Consider the following 20,689-nt stretch of genomic DNA (forward strand, 5'->3'; position numbering starts at 1 on the left):
GTCTGGCCTGCATACAACCCCATTAAGAGGTCTTTATGAAATTATTAATTCTTGGCAATCATACTTGTGGAAACCGGGGCGACAGCGCAATCCTGCGCGGCCTCGTGGATGCCATTACCCGGCTCGCGCCGGACGCGGATGTCGACGTCATGAGCCGCTATCCGGTGAGTTCCGCCTGGCTGCTGGATCGCCCGGTGCTAAGCGATCCGCTGCATCAGCAGATGAAACGCCATAACAGAGCGACCGGATTGATGGGGAAAGTGAAAAAGGTGCTGCGTCGTCGTTATCAGCATCAGGTCTTACTGTCCAAAGCCTCCGGGGATGGGCAACTGCGCAATATCGCCATTCCGCAGGGGTTTTTGAATTTTGTGAAGCAGCTGGCGCAGTACGACGCGATTATTCAGGTTGGCGGATCGTTCTTTGTCGATTTGTACGGAACGCCGCAGTTTGAACACGCGCTGTGTAGCTTTATGGCCAATAAGCCGCTGTTTATCGTTGGCCACAGCGTGGGGCCGTTTCACGATCCGCAGTTTAATCAGCTCGCTAACTATGTGTTTGGGCAGTGCGACGCCCTGATCCTGCGTGAAAAGGTGTCGCTGGAGCTGATGACCCAAAGCCAGATCGACAGCCAAAAGGTCGAGCAGGGTGTGGATACCGCCTGGCTGGTCGCGCCACATGAAGAGGATTTTGTCGCCAGCTATGCGGTTAAGCACTGGCTTGGCGTGGTGGCGCAGCAAAAAACCGTTGCCATCACCCTGCGCGACTTAGCGCCCTTTGATAAGCGGCTTGGCACCACGCAACAGGCTTATGAACAGGCGTTTGCCGGCGTGGTGAATCGGCTGATTGACGCCGGGTATCAGGTGCTGGCGCTGTCAACCTGCACCGGTATCGATAGCTACAACAAAGACGACCGAATGGTGGCGCTGAAATTGCGCGCGCTGATCAAAGACGCTTCGCGCTATCACGTGGTGATGGATGAACTGAACGACCTTGAAATGGGCAAGTTGCTTGCGGCCTGCGAGCTGACCGTCGGTACTCGCCTGCACTCGGCGATTATTTCCATGAATTTCGGCACGCCGGCCATCGCCGTCAACTACGAGCACAAATCGGCAGGCATTATGCAGCAGCTGGGCATGCCGGAAATGGCAGTGGATATCCGACAGCTGCTGGATGGTTCGCTGGAAGGGCTGGTGGCCGATACGGTAGGCCAGTTACCGACCATCAATGAACGGCTTAACAACGCGGTGGCCGCTGAACGCGCCAGGGGGATCAGCATGGTGCAATCGGTGCTGGCGCGTATTGAGGAGAAAGCATGAAGGTCGGCTTCTTTTTACTGAAATTTCCGGTGGCGTCGGAAACCTTTGTCCTTAACCAGATCGTCGGTTTTATCAGGATGGGCTATGAGGTAGAAATCGTCGCAATCCATAAAGGGGATTTGCAACACACCCACGCGGCGTTTGAGCAGTATCAACTGGCCAACAAAACCACCTGGCTACTGGATGAACCGGAAGGCAAGGTCAATAAGCTGAAGTATCGCGCTTTCCGGACGGCCAAAGGATTGCATCGTCCATCGGTATGGCGGGCCATGAATATGGCGCGTTATGGCGATGAGGCCCGCAATCTGATCCTGTCGGCAATTTGCGCTGGCGCGCGACGCCATCAGGCGGATGTGTTTATCGCCCATTTTGGCCCGGCAGGCGTCACCGCCGCTAAGCTGCGCGAACTGGGGCTGCTGGAGGGCAAAATCGCTACTGTTTTCCACGGGATCGACGTTTCGCATCGCCAGGTGCTGGAGCATTACACCCCGGAGTATCAAAAATTATTTAAACGCGGCGATATGATGCTGCCCATAAGCGAACTCTGGGCGCAAAGGCTGGCAGCGATGGGCTGCCCGCAGGAAAAGCTCGCCGTGTCGCGGATGGGCGTGGATATGGATAACTTCACGCTGCGTGCTGCTAAAACGCCGGGCTCACCGCTGCAGATTGTTTCTGTCGCGCGGTTAACGGAAAAGAAAGGGCTGCATGTGGCGATTGAAGCCTGCCGTCAGCTGAAAGCGCGCGGCGTACCGTTTCGCTATCACATCCTGGGGATGGGCCCCTGGGAGCGCAGGCTGCGGACCCTCATTGAGCAGTATCAGTTAGAAAACGAGATTGTCATGCCGGGGTTTAAACCCAGCCATGAGGTCAGGACGATGCTGAATGACGCCGATCTGTTTCTGTTGCCCTCGGTAACCGGCGCTGATGGCGATATGGAAGGGATCCCGGTGGCGTTAATGGAGGCGATGGCGGTAGGGATACCCGTTATCTCGACCCTGCACAGCGGCATTCCGGAACTGATAGACAGCGAACAATCCGGCTGGCTGGTACCGGAAAACGATGCTCAGGCGCTGGCAGACAGGCTTGAGCATGTCGCCAGTCTCAGTGAAGCGCAGCTCGAACCGCTGCGCCAGCGCGCACGGCAAAAGGTAGAAACCGTATTTAATCAGCAGCTTATTCATCATCATCTGGCGAATTTATTGCAAACCCTTTCATTACGTTGAGGATTTATGGGTAACCAAAAGACCTGGACGCGACGTACGCTGCTTAAAGCCACTGGCTCAGTGGCGCTTCTTCCCCTTCTCCATAGCCCTGTCGCTCGTGCGCTGGAAAGCTCTGGCACCGTCAATGTCGAACGCTTTTATCGTACTGACTGGCCGGATGCGTTCAGGCGCGCCTTTGATGCGGCGCAGACTGTCGAGGTGCCTGAGAATGTAGTCTGTAACGACGTCAACAGCGCGATTTTTATACCTGCAGGTAAGACGTTACGGGTAAAGGGACGTATTGAAGGCAATGGCAACGGGCGCTTTGTCTTAGCCGATAACTGCCAGGTCACGGGCGAGGGGAGGGCAGAGATTCATGATGTAATCCTCGATATCCGCGGTTCTGATTGCCGAATAACTCAGCTAAAGATGAGCGGCTTCGGGCCGGTCGCGCTGGTTTTTATTGGTAGACGCGCCCCGAAAACCATGCGTAATCTGACGATTGACCATCTGACCGTGCAGAATGCCAACTACGGGATCCTGCGTCAGGGCTTTCACAATAAGATCGAAGGTGTACGCATTACCAACGGTTATTTCAGCCGTTTACAGGGCGACGCTATAGAGTGGAACGTTGCTATCAACGATCGCGACTTACTGATATCCGATCACATCGTTGAGGACATCAATTGCACCAATGGTAAAACTAACTGGGGGATTGGTATCGGACTGGCGGGCAGTACTTACGACAACGACTACCCGGAAAGCCAGGCGGTGAAGCATTTTGTGGTTGCCAATATAACCGGCAAAAACTGCCGGCAATTAGTTCATGTTGAAAATGGTAAACATTTTGTCATTCGTAATATTACTGCTCAAAATATTACCCCGGACTACAGTAAAAAAGCGGGAATTGACAATGCGACTGTCGCCATATATGGGTGCGACAATTTTTCCATCGAAAATATTAAAATGGTCAACAGCGCGGGTATGTTAATAGGCTATGGGGTGGTGAAGGGGAAATATTTGTCGATTCCGCAGAATTTCCGACTAAATAATGTATTGTTGGACAATCAGCGAAGCGAGAAAAAACTGCGCGGCATACAGATTTCATCCGGTAACGCAACGTCATTCGTTTCGCTAACCAACCTTGACCTGAAAGCCGCTTCGCTGGAAATCCATAACAAGCCGCAGCATCTTTTCCTTCGTAATATCAATGTGATGCAAGACGCCAGTAAGGGGCCTGCGCTTAAACTACACTTTGACTTGCGAAAGGACATTCGCGGGCGATTTATGGCGCGGGATGAGACGTTGCTTTCGTTGCGTAATATTAACGCAGTGAACAAAAATGGACAGCCATCAGTCGATATCGACCGAATCGACCAAAAATATATCAGTGCTTCGGCGCTCAATTTCCGGTTACCAAAAAAATCTACGTGATGTTTTAATGCGCCACTTTGCGAATAATCCTGGCCTCCGCTGCGTTTTTTACGTTTTTTATACATTTCAAGCCGCTAAGCGGAGAGGTAGAATTGGGCATTCGTTTCGCTTAACAAAACGTGCTGGCGTTGGGGCGCGAAAAGACTATAATTCATCGACCATTTTGAGGTGGGATTGATAATGATTAATTTGAAAGCAGTAATTCCGGTTGCCGGTCTGGGCATGCATATGTTGCCTGCCACTAAAGCGATTCCGAAAGAGATGCTTCCTATCGTCGATAAGCCAATGATTCAGTACATCGTCGACGAAATCGTAGCCGCTGGCATCAAAGAGATCGTGCTTGTCACTCACTCTTCGAAAAATGCGGTTGAAAACCACTTCGATACTTCCTACGAGCTGGAAGCTCTGCTTGAGCAACGCGTTAAGCGCCAGCTGCTGGCAGAAGTGAAGTCAATCTGTCCACCGGGCGTAACCATCATGAACGTCCGCCAGGCGCAGCCGCTGGGCCTGGGCCACTCTATCCTCTGCGCTCAGCCTGTCGTCGGCAACAATCCATTTGTCGTCGTGTTGCCGGATATTGTGCTGGATGACGCATCCGCCGATCCGCTGCGTTACAACCTTGCTGCAATGGTGGCGCGTTTCCAGGAAACCGGTCGCAGTCAGGTACTTGCAAAGCGTATGGAGGGGGATCTCTCTGAGTATTCCGTTATAACGACGCAGGAGCCGCTGGATACCGAAGGTAAAGTGGCGCGTATCGTCGATTTTATCGAAAAACCCGATCAGCCTCAGACGCTGGCTTCTGATGTTATGGCAGTTGGGCGGTATGTGCTTTCTGCGGATATCTGGTCTGAACTGGAACGTACCGAACCGGGAGCCTGGGGACGCGTTCAGTTAACGGATGCCATTGCCGCTATGAATAAAAATCAACCGGTTGAAGCGATGTTGATGACTGGCGAAAGCTACGACTGCGGCAAAAAAATGGGATACATGCAGGCCTTTGTCAACTATGGTTTACGTAACCTGAAAGAAGGTCAAAAATTTAGGGAAAGCATTAAGAAGATGCTGTCATAATCAGTGCTTTTCGTTTAAAAATGAACGGTTGCAAATCAACACAGAATGCGACCGTTCATAATTTAGACGCTTTGCATATACGTTTGGCTTAATTATCGAGCAATCAACCGCTAAGTTAAAATTTGAATCAGCGCCGATATCAGAAGTATTTATGGTCCTTAAATGAAATCAGTCCTGTCTCCGCAAAAAAATGTTCTATCCTATCGCTGTCACTTTTCAGCAGGTGCAGTGCACTTCGTAAAAAATTCCTGACTCTCATTTTCCTGACCGGGTTGCGTACGGGCCAGGAGGATTCGCCAGTAACTTTTACCAAGAGTACTAACAAACAACGAAGCCGTACGCGCTCTGGTTGCGAAAGCCAGGGGCGGTAGCGTACCTAATTGATTCATTTATACCTCGTTATTGACAAATTCACTAATATTAAGGATTGCAAAATGCTACTTCCTGTGATTATGGCTGGTGGAACCGGTAGTCGTTTATGGCCAATGTCACGTGAACTGTATCCTAAACAGTTTCTGCGTTTGTATGGACAACGTTCGATGCTTCAGGAAACAGTGGTCCGACTGGACGGTGTTAACGCAAGAGAGCCAGTAGTAATTTGCAATGAAGAGCATCGTTTTCTGGTCGCGGAACAACTGAGACAAATTGATAAGCTTTCTCATAATATTATCCTTGAACCTGTAGGCCGCAATACTGCGCCAGCAATCGCGCTTGCCGCACTCAGTGCTATCGAAAATGGCGATGATCCAATTTTGTTAGTTTTAGCTGCTGATCATATTATTAATAATAAAGCTGCATTCCATGAGGCGGTACAGGCTGCATTTGAATATGCTAAAAAAGGAAGTCTGGTCACTTTTGGAATCGTTCCGACCGGCCCTGAAACGGGGTATGGGTATATTCATAGAGGTGAGCAGGTGACCCCAGAGTCAGATTCGCCTTTTAAAGTTAACCGTTTTGTTGAGAAACCCAATCGTGAAACTGCTGAAGAGTATATCTCATCAGGAGAATATTACTGGAATAGCGGGATGTTTATGTTCCGGGCGAAAAAATATCTTTCAGAACTGGAAAAATTCCGCCCAGATATTTTGGATGCATGTAAATCAGCTATCTTGAACGCAAAAGATGGTGATGATTTCATTAATGTCGATAAAGAGCTCTTCGTTGCATGTCCGGATGAGTCTATTGACTATGCCGTTATGGAAAAAACGTCAGATGCCGTGGTTGTTAGCCTTGATGCTGACTGGAGCGACGTAGGTTCATGGTCTGCTTTGTGGGAAGTGAGTAATAAGAACGAATGCGGTAATGTTCTTACTGGAGATACTTTTACTCATAATACTAACAATTGTTATATCAACACAGACGAAAAACTCGTTGCTGCAATAGGCGTAGATAATCTCGTTATCATTAATACCAAAGATGCAGTTCTGGTTGTAAATAAAGACCAGGTTCAGGATGTTAAAAAAGTCGTTGAACATCTTAAAGCACAAAATCGTAGTGAATATAAACGCCACCGGGAAATATACCGACCGTGGGGCCGCTGTGATGTAGTTGTCCAGTCTGAGCGTTTTAATGTTAACCGAATTACTGTTAAACCCGGTGCCGCTTTTTCAATGCAAATGCATCATCATCGTACAGAACATTGGGTTATGCTTTCTGGCACCGGTAAAGTCACAATTCAGGATAAATCGTTCCTGTTGACTGAAAATCAGTCCACGTTTATTCCAATTGGGTCGCAGCATCGCCTTGAAAATCCAGGAAAAATCCCACTCGAATTATTAGAAATTCAGTCAGGCTCCTATTTGGGCGATGACGACATTATTCGTATTATTGACCAATACGGTCGTTGCTAATTTTAAGGATTAATTAAGATGTCATCATTAACTTGCTTTAAAGCATATGATATTCGTGGCGAATTGGGCACAGAGCTAAATGAAGATATTGCATATCGTATTGGTCGCGCATATGGCGAATTTTTAAAACCTAAAACTATTGTCGTCGGCGGTGATGTTCGTCTGACAAGCGAAGCGCTGAAATTAGCGCTGGCAAATGGCCTTAGAGATGCCGGGACAGATGTGCTTGATATCGGTTTAAGTGGAACCGAAGAAATTTATTTCGCGACTTTCCATCTGGGTGTCGATGGGGGTATTGAGGTTACAGCCAGCCATAATCCTATGAATTATAATGGCATGAAACTTGTTCGGGAAAATGCAAAACCTATCAGTGGTGATACTGGCCTGCGCGATGTTCAACGCCTTGCTGAAGAAAATAATTTTGCAAAAGTAGACGAAAGCCAGCGTGGCAGCTATAAGCAAATTACCGTTCTGGATGCCTATGTTGATCATTTAATGGGCTATATCAATCTGGATAATTTTAACCGACCGATGAAGTTGGTTATTAACTCCGGCAATGGGGCGGCAGGTCATGTAATTGATGCAATTGAAAAGCGCTTTCAGAAAGCAAATGTGCCGGTAACGTTTATCAAAGTACATCATCAGCCTGACGGTAATTTCCCTAATGGTATTCCTAACCCATTATTACCAGAATGCCGTCAGGACACCGCAGATGCTGTGCGTGAACATCACGCTGACATGGGCATTGCGTTTGATGGAGATTTTGACCGTTGTTTCCTGTTTGATGGCGAAGCTCAGTTCATTGAAGGATATTATATTGTTGGCTTACTGGCGGAGGCGTTCCTACAAAAAGAGCCTGGTGCCAAGATTATCCACGACCCTCGCCTGACCTGGAACACTATGGATATTGTTACAAAAGCAGGTGGTGTTCCGGTAATGTCCAAAACTGGTCACGCTTTTATCAAAGAGCGCATGCGCAAAGAAGATGCGATTTATGGTGGTGAAATGAGTGCTCACCATTATTTCCGAGATTTTGCTTATTGCGATAGTGGGATGATCCCATGGTTATTGGTCGCTGAACTGCTCTGTGTAAAAAATACCAGCCTGAAAGCTTTAGTTGCAGACCGAATGGCTGCATTTCCTGCTTCCGGGGAGATTAATAACAAACTGGATGACGCAAAAGCAGCAATTGAAAAAATTCGCGCAGTCTATGAGCCAGAATCAACTCATGTTGATTTAACAGATGGTGTGAGCATTGAGTTCGATAACTGGCGCTTCAACTTACGTAGTTCAAATACTGAACCCGTAGTACGTCTCAACGTTGAATCAAGAAATAATACCAAGTTGATGAACGATAAAACATCTGAAATTTTGACATTGATGCTTGGAAAGTAATAAATGAAAGATCTTTTATTGTCAATATACCGTTACCGGGGTTTTATCCTCGGTAGTGTCAAACGTGAATTTCAGGTACGTTATAAAACCAGTATGCTGGGAGCAGCATGGTTAATATTACAACCTTTATCGTTGATTCTTGTTTATACCCTGATCTTTTCTGAGATCATGCAGGCAAAGTTGCCGAATGTTACCGGTGCTTTTGCTTATAGTATTTACCTGTGCTCAGGGGTGTTAACCTGGGGATTATTTGCTGAGATTCTGGGACGAAGCGTTAGCGTTTTCCTTGAAAATGCAAATATGCTAAAAAAGCTAAATTTCCCCAGAATATGTTTGCCGGTCATTGTTGTTGTCTCAGCAATTTTAAACTTCCTCATTATCTTTACAATATTTTCGATTTTCCTGATTATTACCGGGCAATTTCCTTATGAAGTGATTGTCGCTATTATACCGTTACTCATTATCCAGATTGCTTTCACCGTTGGTCTTGGCATGGTGTTAGGCGTAATGAACGTATTCTTCAGGGATATCGGTCAATTTATTGCCATCCTGATACAGTTCTGGTTTTGGTTTACGCCAATTGTTTACACTGTGAATATAGTGCCAGAATGGGCTAAAAATATTATCATGATGAACCCATTATCAAAGTTGGTCGTCTCTTACCAGAATATAATGGTTTACCAAAAATGGCCTGATTGGGAACTCGTTCTTCCAGTAGCGGTTACAGCCGTTGTTCTTTGTACATTAGGAATGTATATGTTTAGAAAATTTTCAGCTGATATGGTGGACGAACTGTAATGGACAGCATATCTGTAAATAAAGTTGGAAAAGCATATAAGATTTATTTTAACCGTTTTGGACGGTTGTTAGAGTGGATATCACCTGTAAAAAGAGCGCATCATAATCTCAAGTGGGTGTTAAAAGATATTTCCTTTACTGTAGGTAAAGGCGAGACCGTTGGCATAATTGGCGTCAACGGCGCGGGTAAAAGTACGCTGCTTAAACTCATTACGGGTACTTCACAACCGACCACCGGCTCAGTAACCATAAACGGGCGAGTTGCAGCTATGCTGGAATTAGGCATGGGATTCCATCCTGATTTTACTGGGCGACAGAACGTATTTATGGCATGTCAGTTACAGGGGCTCAGCATTGAACAGATCCACGTTTTGATGCCAGAGATAGAAGCCTTTGCAGAAATTGGCGAAGCTATTGATCAACCGTTGCGTATCTATTCCAGTGGGATGCAGGTACGTCTCGCTTTTAGTGTGGCGACAGCTGTTCGACCTGATGTGCTTATTGTTGATGAAGCATTATCCGTGGGCGATATGGCGTTCCAGGCAAAATGTTTCCAACGTATTAACCGCTATCGTCGTGAAGGCATGACGCTGTTATTTGTGACTCATGCGCTTGATGACATTGTTAAACATTGCCAAAAAGCCATTTTATTACGTCATGGCACCATCGATATGATCGGTGAGCCGCGCGACGTTGTTAATAGATTTCGCGATCAAATATTTGGCAAGAGTAAGAAAGTTAAAAAGTCGGATGATAGCAATAAGCTGGAAGTACAACTTTCAACTGAAGATCTTTATCATACGCGTCCGCTGTATCAAAAAATCGAGTATCGCTGGGGTGCTGGCGGTGCGAAGATTATTGATTTTGCTATAGTCGCTAACGAAAAAATGTACCCAACCTCTATTACTACCGGGTCAAAAGTCGATTTTGTTTTTAACGTATTATTCGAACGCGATATAACACATCCAGTATTTGGTATCATGATTAAAACCCATGATGGGGTTATCATGTATGGTACCAACTCTGAAATCAGTTCTGATAAAGACGTAACAACTGCGACGTATAAAAGTGGTCAAGTAATTAAGTGTTCATTCAGATGTCCGCTTGATCTCAATAGAGGAAATTATCTTATTTCTCTTGGTGTTTCCGAGTTTTCAATTGATGGTGAAGACAAACCTTTAGATCGCCGCTATGATTCAATCATGATTCAAGTCGTTAATGAGCAGGCGAGCATAGGATTGAGTAATTTAAATGCTGAATTCGATTGGGAACAATAACGTGAGTGATAAAATAAACAGACTGGTTGAAGCTCTTCCCGAGCGATACCAACCTATTTTCGGGTTCGAGGATTTTACCTCTGAGGCCGAAAGAGAATCCAGTGATAGATTAGCTATAGTTATGAATATTGCTAATCTGCTGGTAAAGCATTTACAGCGCCCGATTCGGGTGCTTGACCTGGGCTGTGCCCAGGGTTTCTTTAGTCTGAATCTGGCAGGGATAAGTGAATCAATAGTAGGGATCGATTACTTAGATAAAAACGTTGAATTGTGTACGGGGTTAGCTGAGTTTCATCATTTTGAGCATGTCAAATTTTATGAAAATGATATCGCTTCATTTGTTAGTACCCTTGAACCAGATTCTTATGATTTAGTATTGGGTTTAAATGTTTTTCATCATGTCTGCCATGCAATAGGCTATGATGAAACAAAAAGAATAATCAATAAAATAGCTCAAAATTCTAAGGTATTGCTCACTGAACTTGCTTTAAAAGAAGAACCGTTATATTGGGCAGAATCATTACCTGATAATGTTTATTCAAATCTTGATAATGTTGCCTATCAATACACGCTTCAGATGTTTGCGACACATTTATCAGATGTTGCGCGTCCCTTAATTTTTTCAAGCAATTACCTCTGGTGCGATGGAGTTAATATCGGTGAGTTTAGTTCATGGAAAGATGAACCGCATGAATATTCTCATGGATACCATTTGAATAGCAGACGTTATTTCTTTTCAGAGAGCAACGTCATAAAATGTTATTATTTTAATAACGGCCAAAAACAAAATAATTTACAAGAGTTTCAAAAAGAATATAGCTATTTTAAATCTGGGCACACTTTCCCTAGTTTTATCCCAGCCATTGTGAGTTGTACTCAAAACACATGGCAAGGCGTTGTAGTTCTAGAAAAAGTCGAGGGTGAACTTCTTTCCAGCAGAATAGCAGCAGGCGGAGATTTTTCTCATAAGGATATAATTTCTAATTTACTAACTAATGTGACCGAATTAGAGAAAAACGGCCTCTATCATACTGACCTTCGCATTTGGAATATTTTCCTTGCTAAAGATACGCAACTGAATTTCATTGATATTGGATCTATAACAACTGACATTCGTACCACGAGTTGGCCTTTTAACGTTTTTGTTGATTTTATAATTCTTGTTCAGGATGTCATTAAAGCTCACTCCGATGAAATTACTGCGGTTCGTTATCCATTCTTACTAGACACCTGGTATGATGAGTCGCAAGTTAAAGTATGGATTTCTTTAATTTGGAGTACTCCGCATTCAGACTGGAACTTCAAATTATTTCTTGATTTATGGAATAAAGCCGAACAGTTGAGTGAATCGAGCAATATTGATATACATCCAGTCAATATCAAATACTGGATGAAGTTGGTTGAAACCTTTTTAGTTTTCAATCCTCGCGAAGAAAAATTTATAAATTCCCTGTTTCAAAAAAATTTCTTTGATTACCATTACCAATTATCAGGGCAGCTTGAAAAAACCACTAATTTTATTTATTCACTTGATGCTAAAGTCAAAGAATTTGAAGCAGATAATTCAAAAAATTTATCTTCGATCGAAGATAAAATCAATGAAATGTATAAAGAATATCATGATGCAGTGGGTTATCTTGATAAAAGGATTGATCAACTAAATGAGGGGAATGGTTTCTCGGTTGCCACTATCGATGATAAATTAAATAATTTCGACGATAAGTTTAGTTCTTTTTCTGATGCTTATAATATTAGTTCAGAAAATAACCGAAAAGAGCTTACGGAAAAAATAGTGATGCTGGAACAGCAGTGCAACCAGTTAACAAAACAGATTGAAATTATTAATACGAAAAGACCATCTTTATTACAAAGAATAATTGACAAATTATTACCAAAATAAAAATTACCGTATAAAGGAGTCGGGTTTTGTTTAGAAGAATTGAGATGTTCGGCTTTAAGGTGCTGCGTTATTTCTTTCCAAAAGCAGCAAGTGTGATACGTGCCATTTATGCACATCAGACTACGGCTGTTCATAACACTCAAGAGCCTCTGGTCCACAGCAATGCCATGAATATTATGGAACTGGTGAGTTATCATAATATTTTTAATGCGGTTGATAAAAAGACGCAACGGATTGCTGTTATTTCACCAATGCCTCCAGCACAAACAGGAATTGCAGATTATACATTAATCTCGTTTGTGAATAATAATATAGAAACACATTTTTATGGTGATTATCCTAATATTGATACGATGCTTGAGCACAAAAAAGCATTAAGTCAGGATAATCCATCACAATTTTTTGCTGTTGACACTTATGTCAACGCAGCCAAAATGGTTGATTATTCCTTAGAGGTTTTTGTATTAGGGAATTCTGATCACAACCTTAAAATGGCTGTGTCGTTATTAACTACAAAAAAATCCTCAGCACCACGTGCATTATATCTACATGATCTTTGTTTATTTAACCTCTTGTTCCTTGTATGTATAGAGTTGAACTTGAGCTATGTGCAAGTTCTTAGGGATGCTTATGCGCACAAAGATCCAGAACTTTTAAATGATAAAAATGTCTTTGATATTCATCATTTAATGAATAATGGGATTTACGCATTAAAACCTTTTGTTGATCGCGGGTTGGTTGACGAAATGTGGGTTAACTCTTCAGCGGCACGTCAGTTAGCAGAAACCGATCTAGGATCTGTGACCCCGATCGTTATCAAAGAAACTTTTTTGCCTGTTCCAACTATTAAACTTGAACGTAGTGAGAATCTTGACGAAGATTACATTCGCATTGGTTCATTTGGCCTTCCTAACGCAGGTAAAGATACGCCGAAAATCATTAAAGCAGTGCAGAAATTAGTCGATAAGGGCATAAAAATAAAGTTAATCATTGCAGGATATCTTGCAGAGGATTTCTTTAAAAATACTTATACTACGGTACCTGACTTTATTGAGATTCATGATTCGCCAGACGAGGAGGAACTTTTTCGTCTGATGGGAAGCATTGATTTAGCACTCCAACTTCGTAAAAAAAGTCTTGGGGAAAGCTCTGGCGTAGTACCACAACTTTTAACATTAAAGAAAAATGTTATTGTTACCAAGATTGGATCTTTCGTAGATTACGGTGAAGCAGTTCGTATGGTAGAAGACTCTCTTACTGCAGATGAATTAGCTTCAGTCATTAACGATGAGTTGCTTCACATTGGTGGGCGCACTGCTGATATTGATAATTATCTTAATACGCATGGCGTAAAAGATTTTATTAACTTTGTCAATGGCTGCATCCCTCACGGGATTGAAAAATGAAAAAAGTAGGTATCTATCTTACTTGCCAAGGTTTCCTGGTAAAAAAAGCAATCGAATTAACATATCCTGACTATAAGGTTGTTTTTATGGAGAACTGGCGGCAGATTGCCAGTAACGAGCCTTTGTCAAAGGAATACGATGATATCGACATTTTCATTTATCAACAGTTAATCGGTGACTATCCAGAATTTTTAATGCCGGAGCATATTATTCAGACAAGGCTTCGCCCAGATGTGCAACTCGTTACTGTTCCATATATTACCTGGACAGGTCTTTTCCCTTGGGCAGTAGGCGGTGAGATTTTAAAACCTACTAAAAGTGCATACTGCAATATTTGGCTGGATAAATATTCTGAGGCACCAGAAGATATTGCCAATGTTTGGGATGATGTATCTGAAGACGCCATTAGAGAAAATGCCGAAAAATCATTAAGCATCCTTGAGAGCAAAGAATCGACAACAGATGTCAAAGGTATTGCGGACTATATACGTAATCACTACAGGCATCACCCGCTTTTTTATACCATCAACCATCCTCGAGGCCATTTAGCTCTTTTTTACGTCAATCAAATTTTTAAATGTTTAGGTTGGCAGGAGTTACCTAATGCGATGTACAAAGAGCTCGATCGCGTTTTGGATGTAGAAAAATCACCGCTTAGTACACGTGTTTCTTCGGCTTTAGGTCTTAATTATGTCGACAGGGTTTGTTACTATAGCGATAAGAAACCCAGAACCGTATACAATTATCTGAATAATTATTTTAATTAACCCCTTCCATCAGTAAACATAATGGTAAAGACGAAATGAAAACTGCAGTCGTAACGGGCATTACAGGCCAAGATGGCGCCTACTTAGCTGAACTTCTGTTGAACAAAGGTTACACGGTGTATGGAACATACCGCCGGACGAGTTCAGTTAATTTTTGGCGTATTGAAGAATTGGGCATTAAAAATAACCCTAATCTTCATCTGGTTGAATATGATTTGACTGACCTGTCAGCAAGCATTCGTTTGCTGCAAAACACGGGTGCGACCGAAGTCTATAACCTGGCAGCTCAGAGTTTTGTTGGTGTTTCTTTTGAGCAACCTGTCACTACTGCGGAAATTACAGGTATCGGCCCAGTAAATCTGTTAGAAGCGATTCGCATTGTTAACCCGAAAATTCGCTTTTATCAGGCCTCCACTTCAGAAATGTTCGGTTTGGTTCAGGCTGTACCGCAGAAAGAAGACACTCCGTTTTACCCGCGTAGCCCGTATGGCGTAGCGAAACTCTATGCTCACTGGATGACGGTTAACTATCGTGAAAGCTATGGTATTTTTGCCTCCAGCGGTATCCTTTTCAACCATGAATCTCCGCTGCGTGGGCAGGAATTTGTGACCCGTAAAATCACTGATACTGTTGCTAAAATCAAACTTGGCAAGGCTGAAGTGCTTGAGTTAGGGAACATGGACGCTAAGCGTGACTGGGGCTTTGCTAAAGAGTACGTTGAAGGTATGTGGCGCATGCTTCAGGCCGATCAGCCGGATACATTTGTCCTGGCTACTAACCGTACTGAAACCGTACGCGATTTCGTATCAATGGCTTTCAAAGCTGCGGGCTACACTCTGCGTTTCGAAGGTAAAGACGAGCAGGAAGTAGGTATTGATGTTGATACCGGTAAAACCCTGGTGCGGGTAAATCCGAAGTTTTTCCGCCCGGCAGAGGTTGATTTACTTATCGGCAATCCAGCTCGTGCAAAAGAGATTCTGGGTTGGGAACCTAAAACCACACTGGAGCAATTATGCCAGATGATGGTAGAAGAAGATCTGCGTCGTAATCAGCAAGGATTTTCTTTCTAATGACAGGCACCGGCAAACGAGCCTTGATAACAGGCATTAATGGGTTTACCGGTCGCTATGTGGCAGCGGAACTTTCCGCTGCCGGATATCGTGTTTACGGCCTGGGCTCAGCACCTTCAGATGAAGCAGACTATTTTCATGTTGATTTGCTTGATACCGTTCAGCTATCGGATGTAGTCAAAACTATAAAGCCCGATGTCGCTATCCATTTAGCCGCCATTGCGTTTGTGGGTCATGGTGACGCGAAAGCGTTTTACGACGTGAATATCGTCGGAACACGCAATCTATTGCAGGCGCTCTATGATAGCAATCATCCCATGGACGCAGTCTTACTGGCTAGCAGCGCTAATATTTATGGCAATAGTACTGAAGGCCAGCTAGCTGAAACCGCGCCTGCCAACCCAGCAAATGATTATGCAGTCAGTAAGCTGGCGATGGAATATATGGCAAAGATCTGGCTGGATAAATTGCCCATATTAATTACCCGACCATTCAATTATACCGGCGTGGGTCAGGCAGATAATTTCTTATTGCCAAAAATCGTTAAGCACTTTAAAGAAAAATCACCCACGATTGAACTGGGGAATATTGACGTCTGGCGTGATTTTACAGATGTGCGAGCATTAAGTAAGGCATATGTAGAGCTGGTTAAAGCGCAACCGCGTGGTGAAATCGTAAATATATGCTCTGGTAGAACCTATTCGTTAAGAAAAGTGGTAGAACTGTGTGAAAAAATCACAGGCCACCATCTTGAAATTAAAGTTAATCCTGCTTTTGTGCGCGCAAATGAAGTAAAAACGCTTTGCGGTAATCCAGAGAAGTTACGTGCGATAATTCCCGATTGGGAAGTTCCTGCATTAGAAGAAACGTTGCGCTGGATGCTGGAAAACGAATGAAAGTCATATTTGGTACCGACTCTATAAAATATCCTTTAACGGGTATTGGACGGTATGCTTATGAGTTAGCAAAATGTTTATCAAAAAGCTCAGAAATCTCTGAGCTTTTGTTTCTTAAAGGGCGCACATTATCCAACCAACTACCTGAGGTTGTAGAAAACAAAACTGCATCTCTTGGGTTGACTCAGCGATTACGAAAGAACCAGTTTGCTGCTGAAATTTATCGCCTGACTGCTCCCTGGCTAAAGACACAGGTTCTTCGCCATCATCAAGATGCAATCTATCATGGCCCAAATTTTTATTTACCGCCTCATGTTGAGCGATGTGTCGTTACCTTTCATGATCTTTCGGTGTTTACCTGGCCACAATGCCATCCTGTAGAACGCGTTAAGTTTATGCAAAAAGAGTTAATGCAAACGCTTAAACGAGCACAAATTTTTATCACCGACTCCGAATTTACTCGTCGCGAACTGATTGAATACTTTAATCTTCCGGAAAATAAAGTCTATACCGCGAGTCTTGCAAGTAGTGGTGAGTTTTATCCTGCCGGGGCGAGAGACATCGCACCTGTGCTTCATAAATACGAGCTAAGTGCCTCTCAATACTGTTTATTTACCGGATCTATTGAACCTCGGAAGAATTTAACAACGCTTCTCGACGCCTATCAAATGCTGCCCCTGGAAATTAGGCAGCGCATTCCCCTTGTAATCAGCGGTTTTAAAGGATGGGGCAGTGAAGAATTGCACCATCGGTTTGAGCGTGGTGAAAGAGAAGGGTGGTTGCGTTATCTTGGCTATACTCCTTCTTCCGATCTACCCTCGCTTTTTGCTGGTGCTAAAAGTTTTCTTTTCCCTTCACTATATGAAGGTTTTGGCTTGCCGGTACTCGAGGCAATGGCCTCCGGTGTTCCTGTCGTATGTTCAACAAGTTCTTCTTTGCCGGAGGTAGTAGGTGAATGTGCATTAACATGTGAAGCCATGGATGTTGATACTTTAAGTCAACTGATGCTTAAAAGTATCGAAGACGAAGTATGGCGTGAACAAGCTCGTGCAAAAGGACTACAGCGCGCCTCAACGTTCTCCTGGCAGCGTTGTGCACAAGAGACAATTATTGCCTATAAGCAGGTATATTAATTTCATGCTGAAAGTTCTTCATTTATATAAAACCTATTATCCCGATTCTTTTGGTGGCATTGAGCAGGTTATTTTTCAGCTTAGTGAGGCCGGTTCAAAATATGGTGTTGCGTCTACCACGCTTTCTTTAAGCAAGCGTGGCAATATTGATAATGAAAAGATAGGAAACCATTGCGCTAATTATGCTGCGACGAGTTTTGAAATGGCTTCAACTCCCTTTTCGCTAAGCGCAATCAAACGTTTTAAGCAACTGGCAAAGCAGGCAGATATTATTCATTATCATTTTCCTTACCCTTTTATGGATTTACTTCATTTTATGGTAGGTATAAAAAAGCCCTGCATAGTTTCCTATCATTCGGATATTGTTAAGCAGAAACTTGCTCTACGCATTTACGCTCCGCTCATGCATCGCTTTCTCAACGCGGTTAATTGTATTGTTGCAGCCTCGCCAAATTATGTTCAGTCCAGTCCAGTTTTGCAAAAATACAGTCAAAAGGTCAAAGTAATACCTTACGGCTTAGATAAGTCGTCTTATCCGGTGGCAGATAAAGAGCATTTGGAATATTGGCGGAATCGGATAGGCGATCGCTTTTTTCTATTTATTGGCGCATTCCGTTACTATAAAGGGTTACAGTTTCTCATTCAGTCCTTAAAGGGACTTGATTATCCACTGGTTATCATTGGTAGCGGTCCGATAGAAAATGAACTTAAACACCTGGCAAAGATTAATGAATTAGAAAACGTTCATTTTGTTGGTGCTTTACCGGATGCAGATAAAGCTGCTTTACTTGAGTTGTGCTATAGCGTCGTTTTTCCATCACATCTACGTTCAGAAGCATTCGGAATTACGCTTCTTGAAGGTGCAATGTATGGTAAACCACTGATCTCATGCGAAATTGGCACAGGAACAAGTTTTATTAATATCCATAATGAGACCGGTATTGTTGTCAAGCCAGCTAATGTTTCTGCGCTATCAAATGCGATGACACTTCTTTGGGAAAATCCTGCTCTCGCAAGAGATTACGGAAAGAATGCTGAAAAACGTTTTTACGATGTATTTACATCAACATGTATGACTGAAAGCTATAAGGAAATATATAATGAACTTATAAAGGAATAGCACTAATTTAATTCAAGAAATTAAATGTGTCAGTAAATTTATATTATTTTTTGAAGTTATATTAATGGATTACATATGAAACGTATTAAATTATCATATGATTTCGTGTTTGTTGTGCTTGCTTTTATTGGTTTTGCTTTTTTTGTGGTTTCAAGAGGGCAGGACGTTAATTTTGATTTGCTAAATTATCATTATTTTACAGGTTATGCATATTTGCATGGCAGGACTGGCGATATTGCTCCTGCTCTGATACAAAGTTTTATGCATCCTGGTTTTAACGTTATCTCTTACTTAGCATACACATATCTTTCATTTCCATTAAATGCATTATTTTTATATTGTCTGCAATTCATTAGTATATTTGCGCTTATTCTTATTTCAAGGCAGTTAGCTGTTTATCTTAAAATTGAATTAAATAATTATAGTCGCTATGTCGCACTTTTATTATGTTTGTTGTCTCCTCAATGGATTAGTGAGCTTGGCACTTCATTTTTTTCTTCTAGTAGTGCGGTGTTGATTTTATTTGCTCTTTATTTGATTTTAAAACATAACAATAAACCCGGTAAAAATTGGTTTTTCTCTGGTATTCTGCTTGGCTTAGCATTTGGACTAAAGTTAACAAACGCACTATTCATTGTGGCTTCAATCATAAGTCTGTTGATAATTATAATACATGGTAGACAATGGACCTTTATTAAGGCTTTCGGCTTTTTTGCTTTAGGTGGAATGATTGGATTTGGTTTAACTGCAAGCTGGTATTATCATATTTGGCGCGAATGGAGTAATCCTTTTTTTCCAGTTTACAATGATATATTTAAGTCACCATACTTTTCAACTGATAACTGGAAAAGCACAGAGTGGCCGTGGCGTTTCAAAGATATTCAAGCATTTTTCTCATTTTTTTATCAGTCTGCTGTTGGGACAAAAGTAACTTCGGAAACTTTTTTCACAGATACTAGATATTTGATTTCAGGTGTCCTTTTAGTATGTTTAGTGGTCACGCGTAAATTTAAGAACATTAACTCTTATATCTTGGCTTTTATCGCTTTTGTTGTGGTAAGTACGACTTTATGGGCTGTTATGTTTGCCTATCAGCGTTATCTAATCCCTACAGAGTTATTACTGGGCTTATTCATATGGGTTGCCATCTGTTTACTTTTCGCCAGCAGAGGCGATTTTTACAAAATTATCATTCTTGCTTGCGCTGGCTATTCTATTTCGACCATTAAAGTTCCTGAGTGGGGGCATATCCAGTTACCAGAAAATCATACAGGTCCTTTCGGCGTTACTATTCCTGAAGCGTTCAGCACCCCTGCGCAGTATGTGCATCCAGGTAAAGTGATGTCGTTTTTATTACCTTATTTACATCCCGACAGTATTTTTTATGGTTTATCTGTTTCTTCTGAAGTTGATAAGCTTATTAAAGAAAAGATTGCAAAGCATCCAGACCTGCCACTGCGGGTTGTTTTTAATACTTATATGAATAAAGATGTTGACTGGATAAGAAAAATTAATCCATTTAGCGATAAGACTTGGTTGCAGTGCGAAAATTTTGGTACCTATATTGGCGTGTTCACCATGTGTGAATTCCAAAAAAAACCACTATCTAATGCAGACGATAATCAGATTGCATCTCATATCGTTGACAAAGATATTCAAAAAGGATTTTTGAATGTTCAGGGACTGGGTGGTTTAGAATCTTTGGGACGATGGAGCGATAACAACAAGGTTATCTGGAGATTTACTAATTGTCTGCCTGAAGGTAAGGTTAAAGTGAAATTGAATGCTGCTGCTTTCCAGTCAATGTTGGGTAAATCATTTATAGCTACCGTTGGCGGCGAGTCTATTCCATTTGAATTGACTAATGAGTTGAGTGAAAAAGAGATTATTTTCGATATTACTCAAACTTGCGCAGATACATTAATGATAGATATTCCTGTGGTAAATTCTCCTTTTAATTTAGGTATTGCGAACGATCAGCGTCCATTAGGGATTTTTATCAAAGATGTAAATGTTAGCACCGTCACGCAATAATATCTTCGGCAATATAGTGA

The 20,689-nt window shown here is 42.7% G+C and carries 16 protein-coding genes; all 16 read left to right on the forward strand.

Going from position 1 to position 20,689, the window contains the following annotated elements; genetic code table 11:
• Window positions 1-35: 35 nt before the first annotated feature.
• The 16 genes from wcaK (at window position 36) to FND52_RS01365 (ending at window position 20,669) form a co-directional block, all read left to right on the forward strand.
• Window positions 36-1,316, forward strand: a complete 1,281-nt coding sequence (gene wcaK / locus FND52_RS01290) for a colanic acid biosynthesis pyruvyl transferase WcaK (RefSeq protein WP_144129068.1) — start codon at window positions 36-38, stop codon at window positions 1,314-1,316.
• Window positions 1,313-2,539 carry a colanic acid biosynthesis glycosyltransferase WcaL gene (wcaL, locus tag FND52_RS01295; RefSeq protein WP_144129069.1) on the forward strand — a complete coding sequence of 409 codons (1,227 nt, stop codon included), beginning with the start codon at window positions 1,313-1,315 and terminating at the stop codon, window positions 2,537-2,539. The genes wcaK and wcaL overlap by 4 nt, the downstream gene beginning before the upstream one ends.
• Before the next feature lie 6 nt (window positions 2,540-2,545).
• Window positions 2,546-3,952, forward strand: coding sequence for a colanic acid biosynthesis protein WcaM (gene wcaM / locus FND52_RS01300; RefSeq protein ID WP_144129070.1), 1,407 nt, complete (start codon window positions 2,546-2,548; stop codon window positions 3,950-3,952).
• Between the two features lie 180 nt (window positions 3,953-4,132).
• Window positions 4,133-5,023, forward strand: a complete 891-nt coding sequence (gene galF, locus FND52_RS01305; protein ID WP_125292406.1) for a UTP--glucose-1-phosphate uridylyltransferase GalF — start codon at window positions 4,133-4,135, stop codon at window positions 5,021-5,023.
• Window positions 5,024-5,457: 434 nt separating this feature from the next.
• A complete protein-coding gene (locus FND52_RS01310; RefSeq protein ID WP_144129071.1) occupies window positions 5,458-6,873 on the forward strand; it encodes a mannose-1-phosphate guanylyltransferase/mannose-6-phosphate isomerase in 1,416 nt (471 codons plus the stop codon).
• 18 nt (window positions 6,874-6,891) lie between these two features.
• Window positions 6,892-8,268: a phosphomannomutase CpsG gene (cpsG, locus tag FND52_RS01315; RefSeq protein WP_125292404.1), complete on the forward strand. Its 1,377-nt coding sequence runs from the start codon at window positions 6,892-6,894 to the stop codon at window positions 8,266-8,268.
• Window positions 8,269-8,271: 3 nt separating this feature from the next.
• A complete protein-coding gene (locus FND52_RS01320) occupies window positions 8,272-9,066 on the forward strand; it encodes an ABC transporter permease (RefSeq protein ID WP_144129072.1) in 795 nt (264 codons plus the stop codon).
• Window positions 9,066-10,343 (forward strand): ABC transporter ATP-binding protein, encoded by a 1,278-nt coding sequence (locus FND52_RS01325; protein ID WP_144129073.1) that lies wholly within the window; start codon window positions 9,066-9,068, stop codon window positions 10,341-10,343. The genes FND52_RS01320 and FND52_RS01325 overlap by 1 nt, the downstream gene beginning before the upstream one ends.
• Window position 10,344: 1 nt before the next feature.
• Complete coding sequence (locus FND52_RS01330) at window positions 10,345-12,243, forward strand: class I SAM-dependent methyltransferase (RefSeq protein WP_167509314.1); 1,899 nt, start codon at window positions 10,345-10,347, stop codon at window positions 12,241-12,243.
• A gap of 26 nt (window positions 12,244-12,269) precedes the next feature.
• Complete coding sequence (locus tag FND52_RS01335) at window positions 12,270-13,649, forward strand: glycosyltransferase family protein (RefSeq protein WP_144129075.1); 1,380 nt, start codon at window positions 12,270-12,272, stop codon at window positions 13,647-13,649.
• Window positions 13,646-14,416, forward strand: coding sequence for a WcbI family polysaccharide biosynthesis putative acetyltransferase (locus tag FND52_RS01340; RefSeq protein ID WP_144129076.1), 771 nt, complete (start codon window positions 13,646-13,648; stop codon window positions 14,414-14,416). Before FND52_RS01335 ends, FND52_RS01340 begins: the two co-directional genes overlap by 4 nt.
• 35 nt (window positions 14,417-14,451) lie before the next feature.
• Window positions 14,452-15,486: a GDP-mannose 4,6-dehydratase gene (gene gmd, locus FND52_RS01345; protein WP_144129077.1), complete on the forward strand. Its 1,035-nt coding sequence runs from the start codon at window positions 14,452-14,454 to the stop codon at window positions 15,484-15,486.
• Entirely contained in the window at window positions 15,486-16,382 is an 897-nt protein-coding gene (locus FND52_RS01350; protein ID WP_144129078.1) for a GDP-mannose 4,6-dehydratase, read from the forward strand. The genes gmd and FND52_RS01350 overlap by 1 nt, the downstream gene beginning before the upstream one ends.
• Entirely contained in the window at window positions 16,379-17,515 is a 1,137-nt protein-coding gene (locus tag FND52_RS01355) for a glycosyltransferase family 4 protein (protein WP_144129079.1), read from the forward strand. The genes FND52_RS01350 and FND52_RS01355 overlap by 4 nt, the downstream gene beginning before the upstream one ends.
• Window positions 17,516-17,519: 4 nt before the next feature.
• Window positions 17,520-18,635 carry a glycosyltransferase family 4 protein gene (locus FND52_RS01360; protein WP_144129080.1) on the forward strand — a complete coding sequence of 372 codons (1,116 nt, stop codon included), beginning with the start codon at window positions 17,520-17,522 and terminating at the stop codon, window positions 18,633-18,635.
• A gap of 75 nt (window positions 18,636-18,710) precedes the next feature.
• Window positions 18,711-20,669 carry a glycosyltransferase family 87 protein gene (locus FND52_RS01365; RefSeq protein ID WP_144129081.1) on the forward strand — a complete coding sequence of 653 codons (1,959 nt, stop codon included), beginning with the start codon at window positions 18,711-18,713 and terminating at the stop codon, window positions 20,667-20,669.
• The last annotated feature ends 20 nt before the right edge of the window (window positions 20,670-20,689 follow it).

It is taken from the genome of Atlantibacter subterraneus (assembly GCF_007570865.1).
In the GTDB taxonomy this organism is placed as follows: domain Bacteria; phylum Pseudomonadota; class Gammaproteobacteria; order Enterobacterales; family Enterobacteriaceae; genus Atlantibacter; species Atlantibacter subterraneus.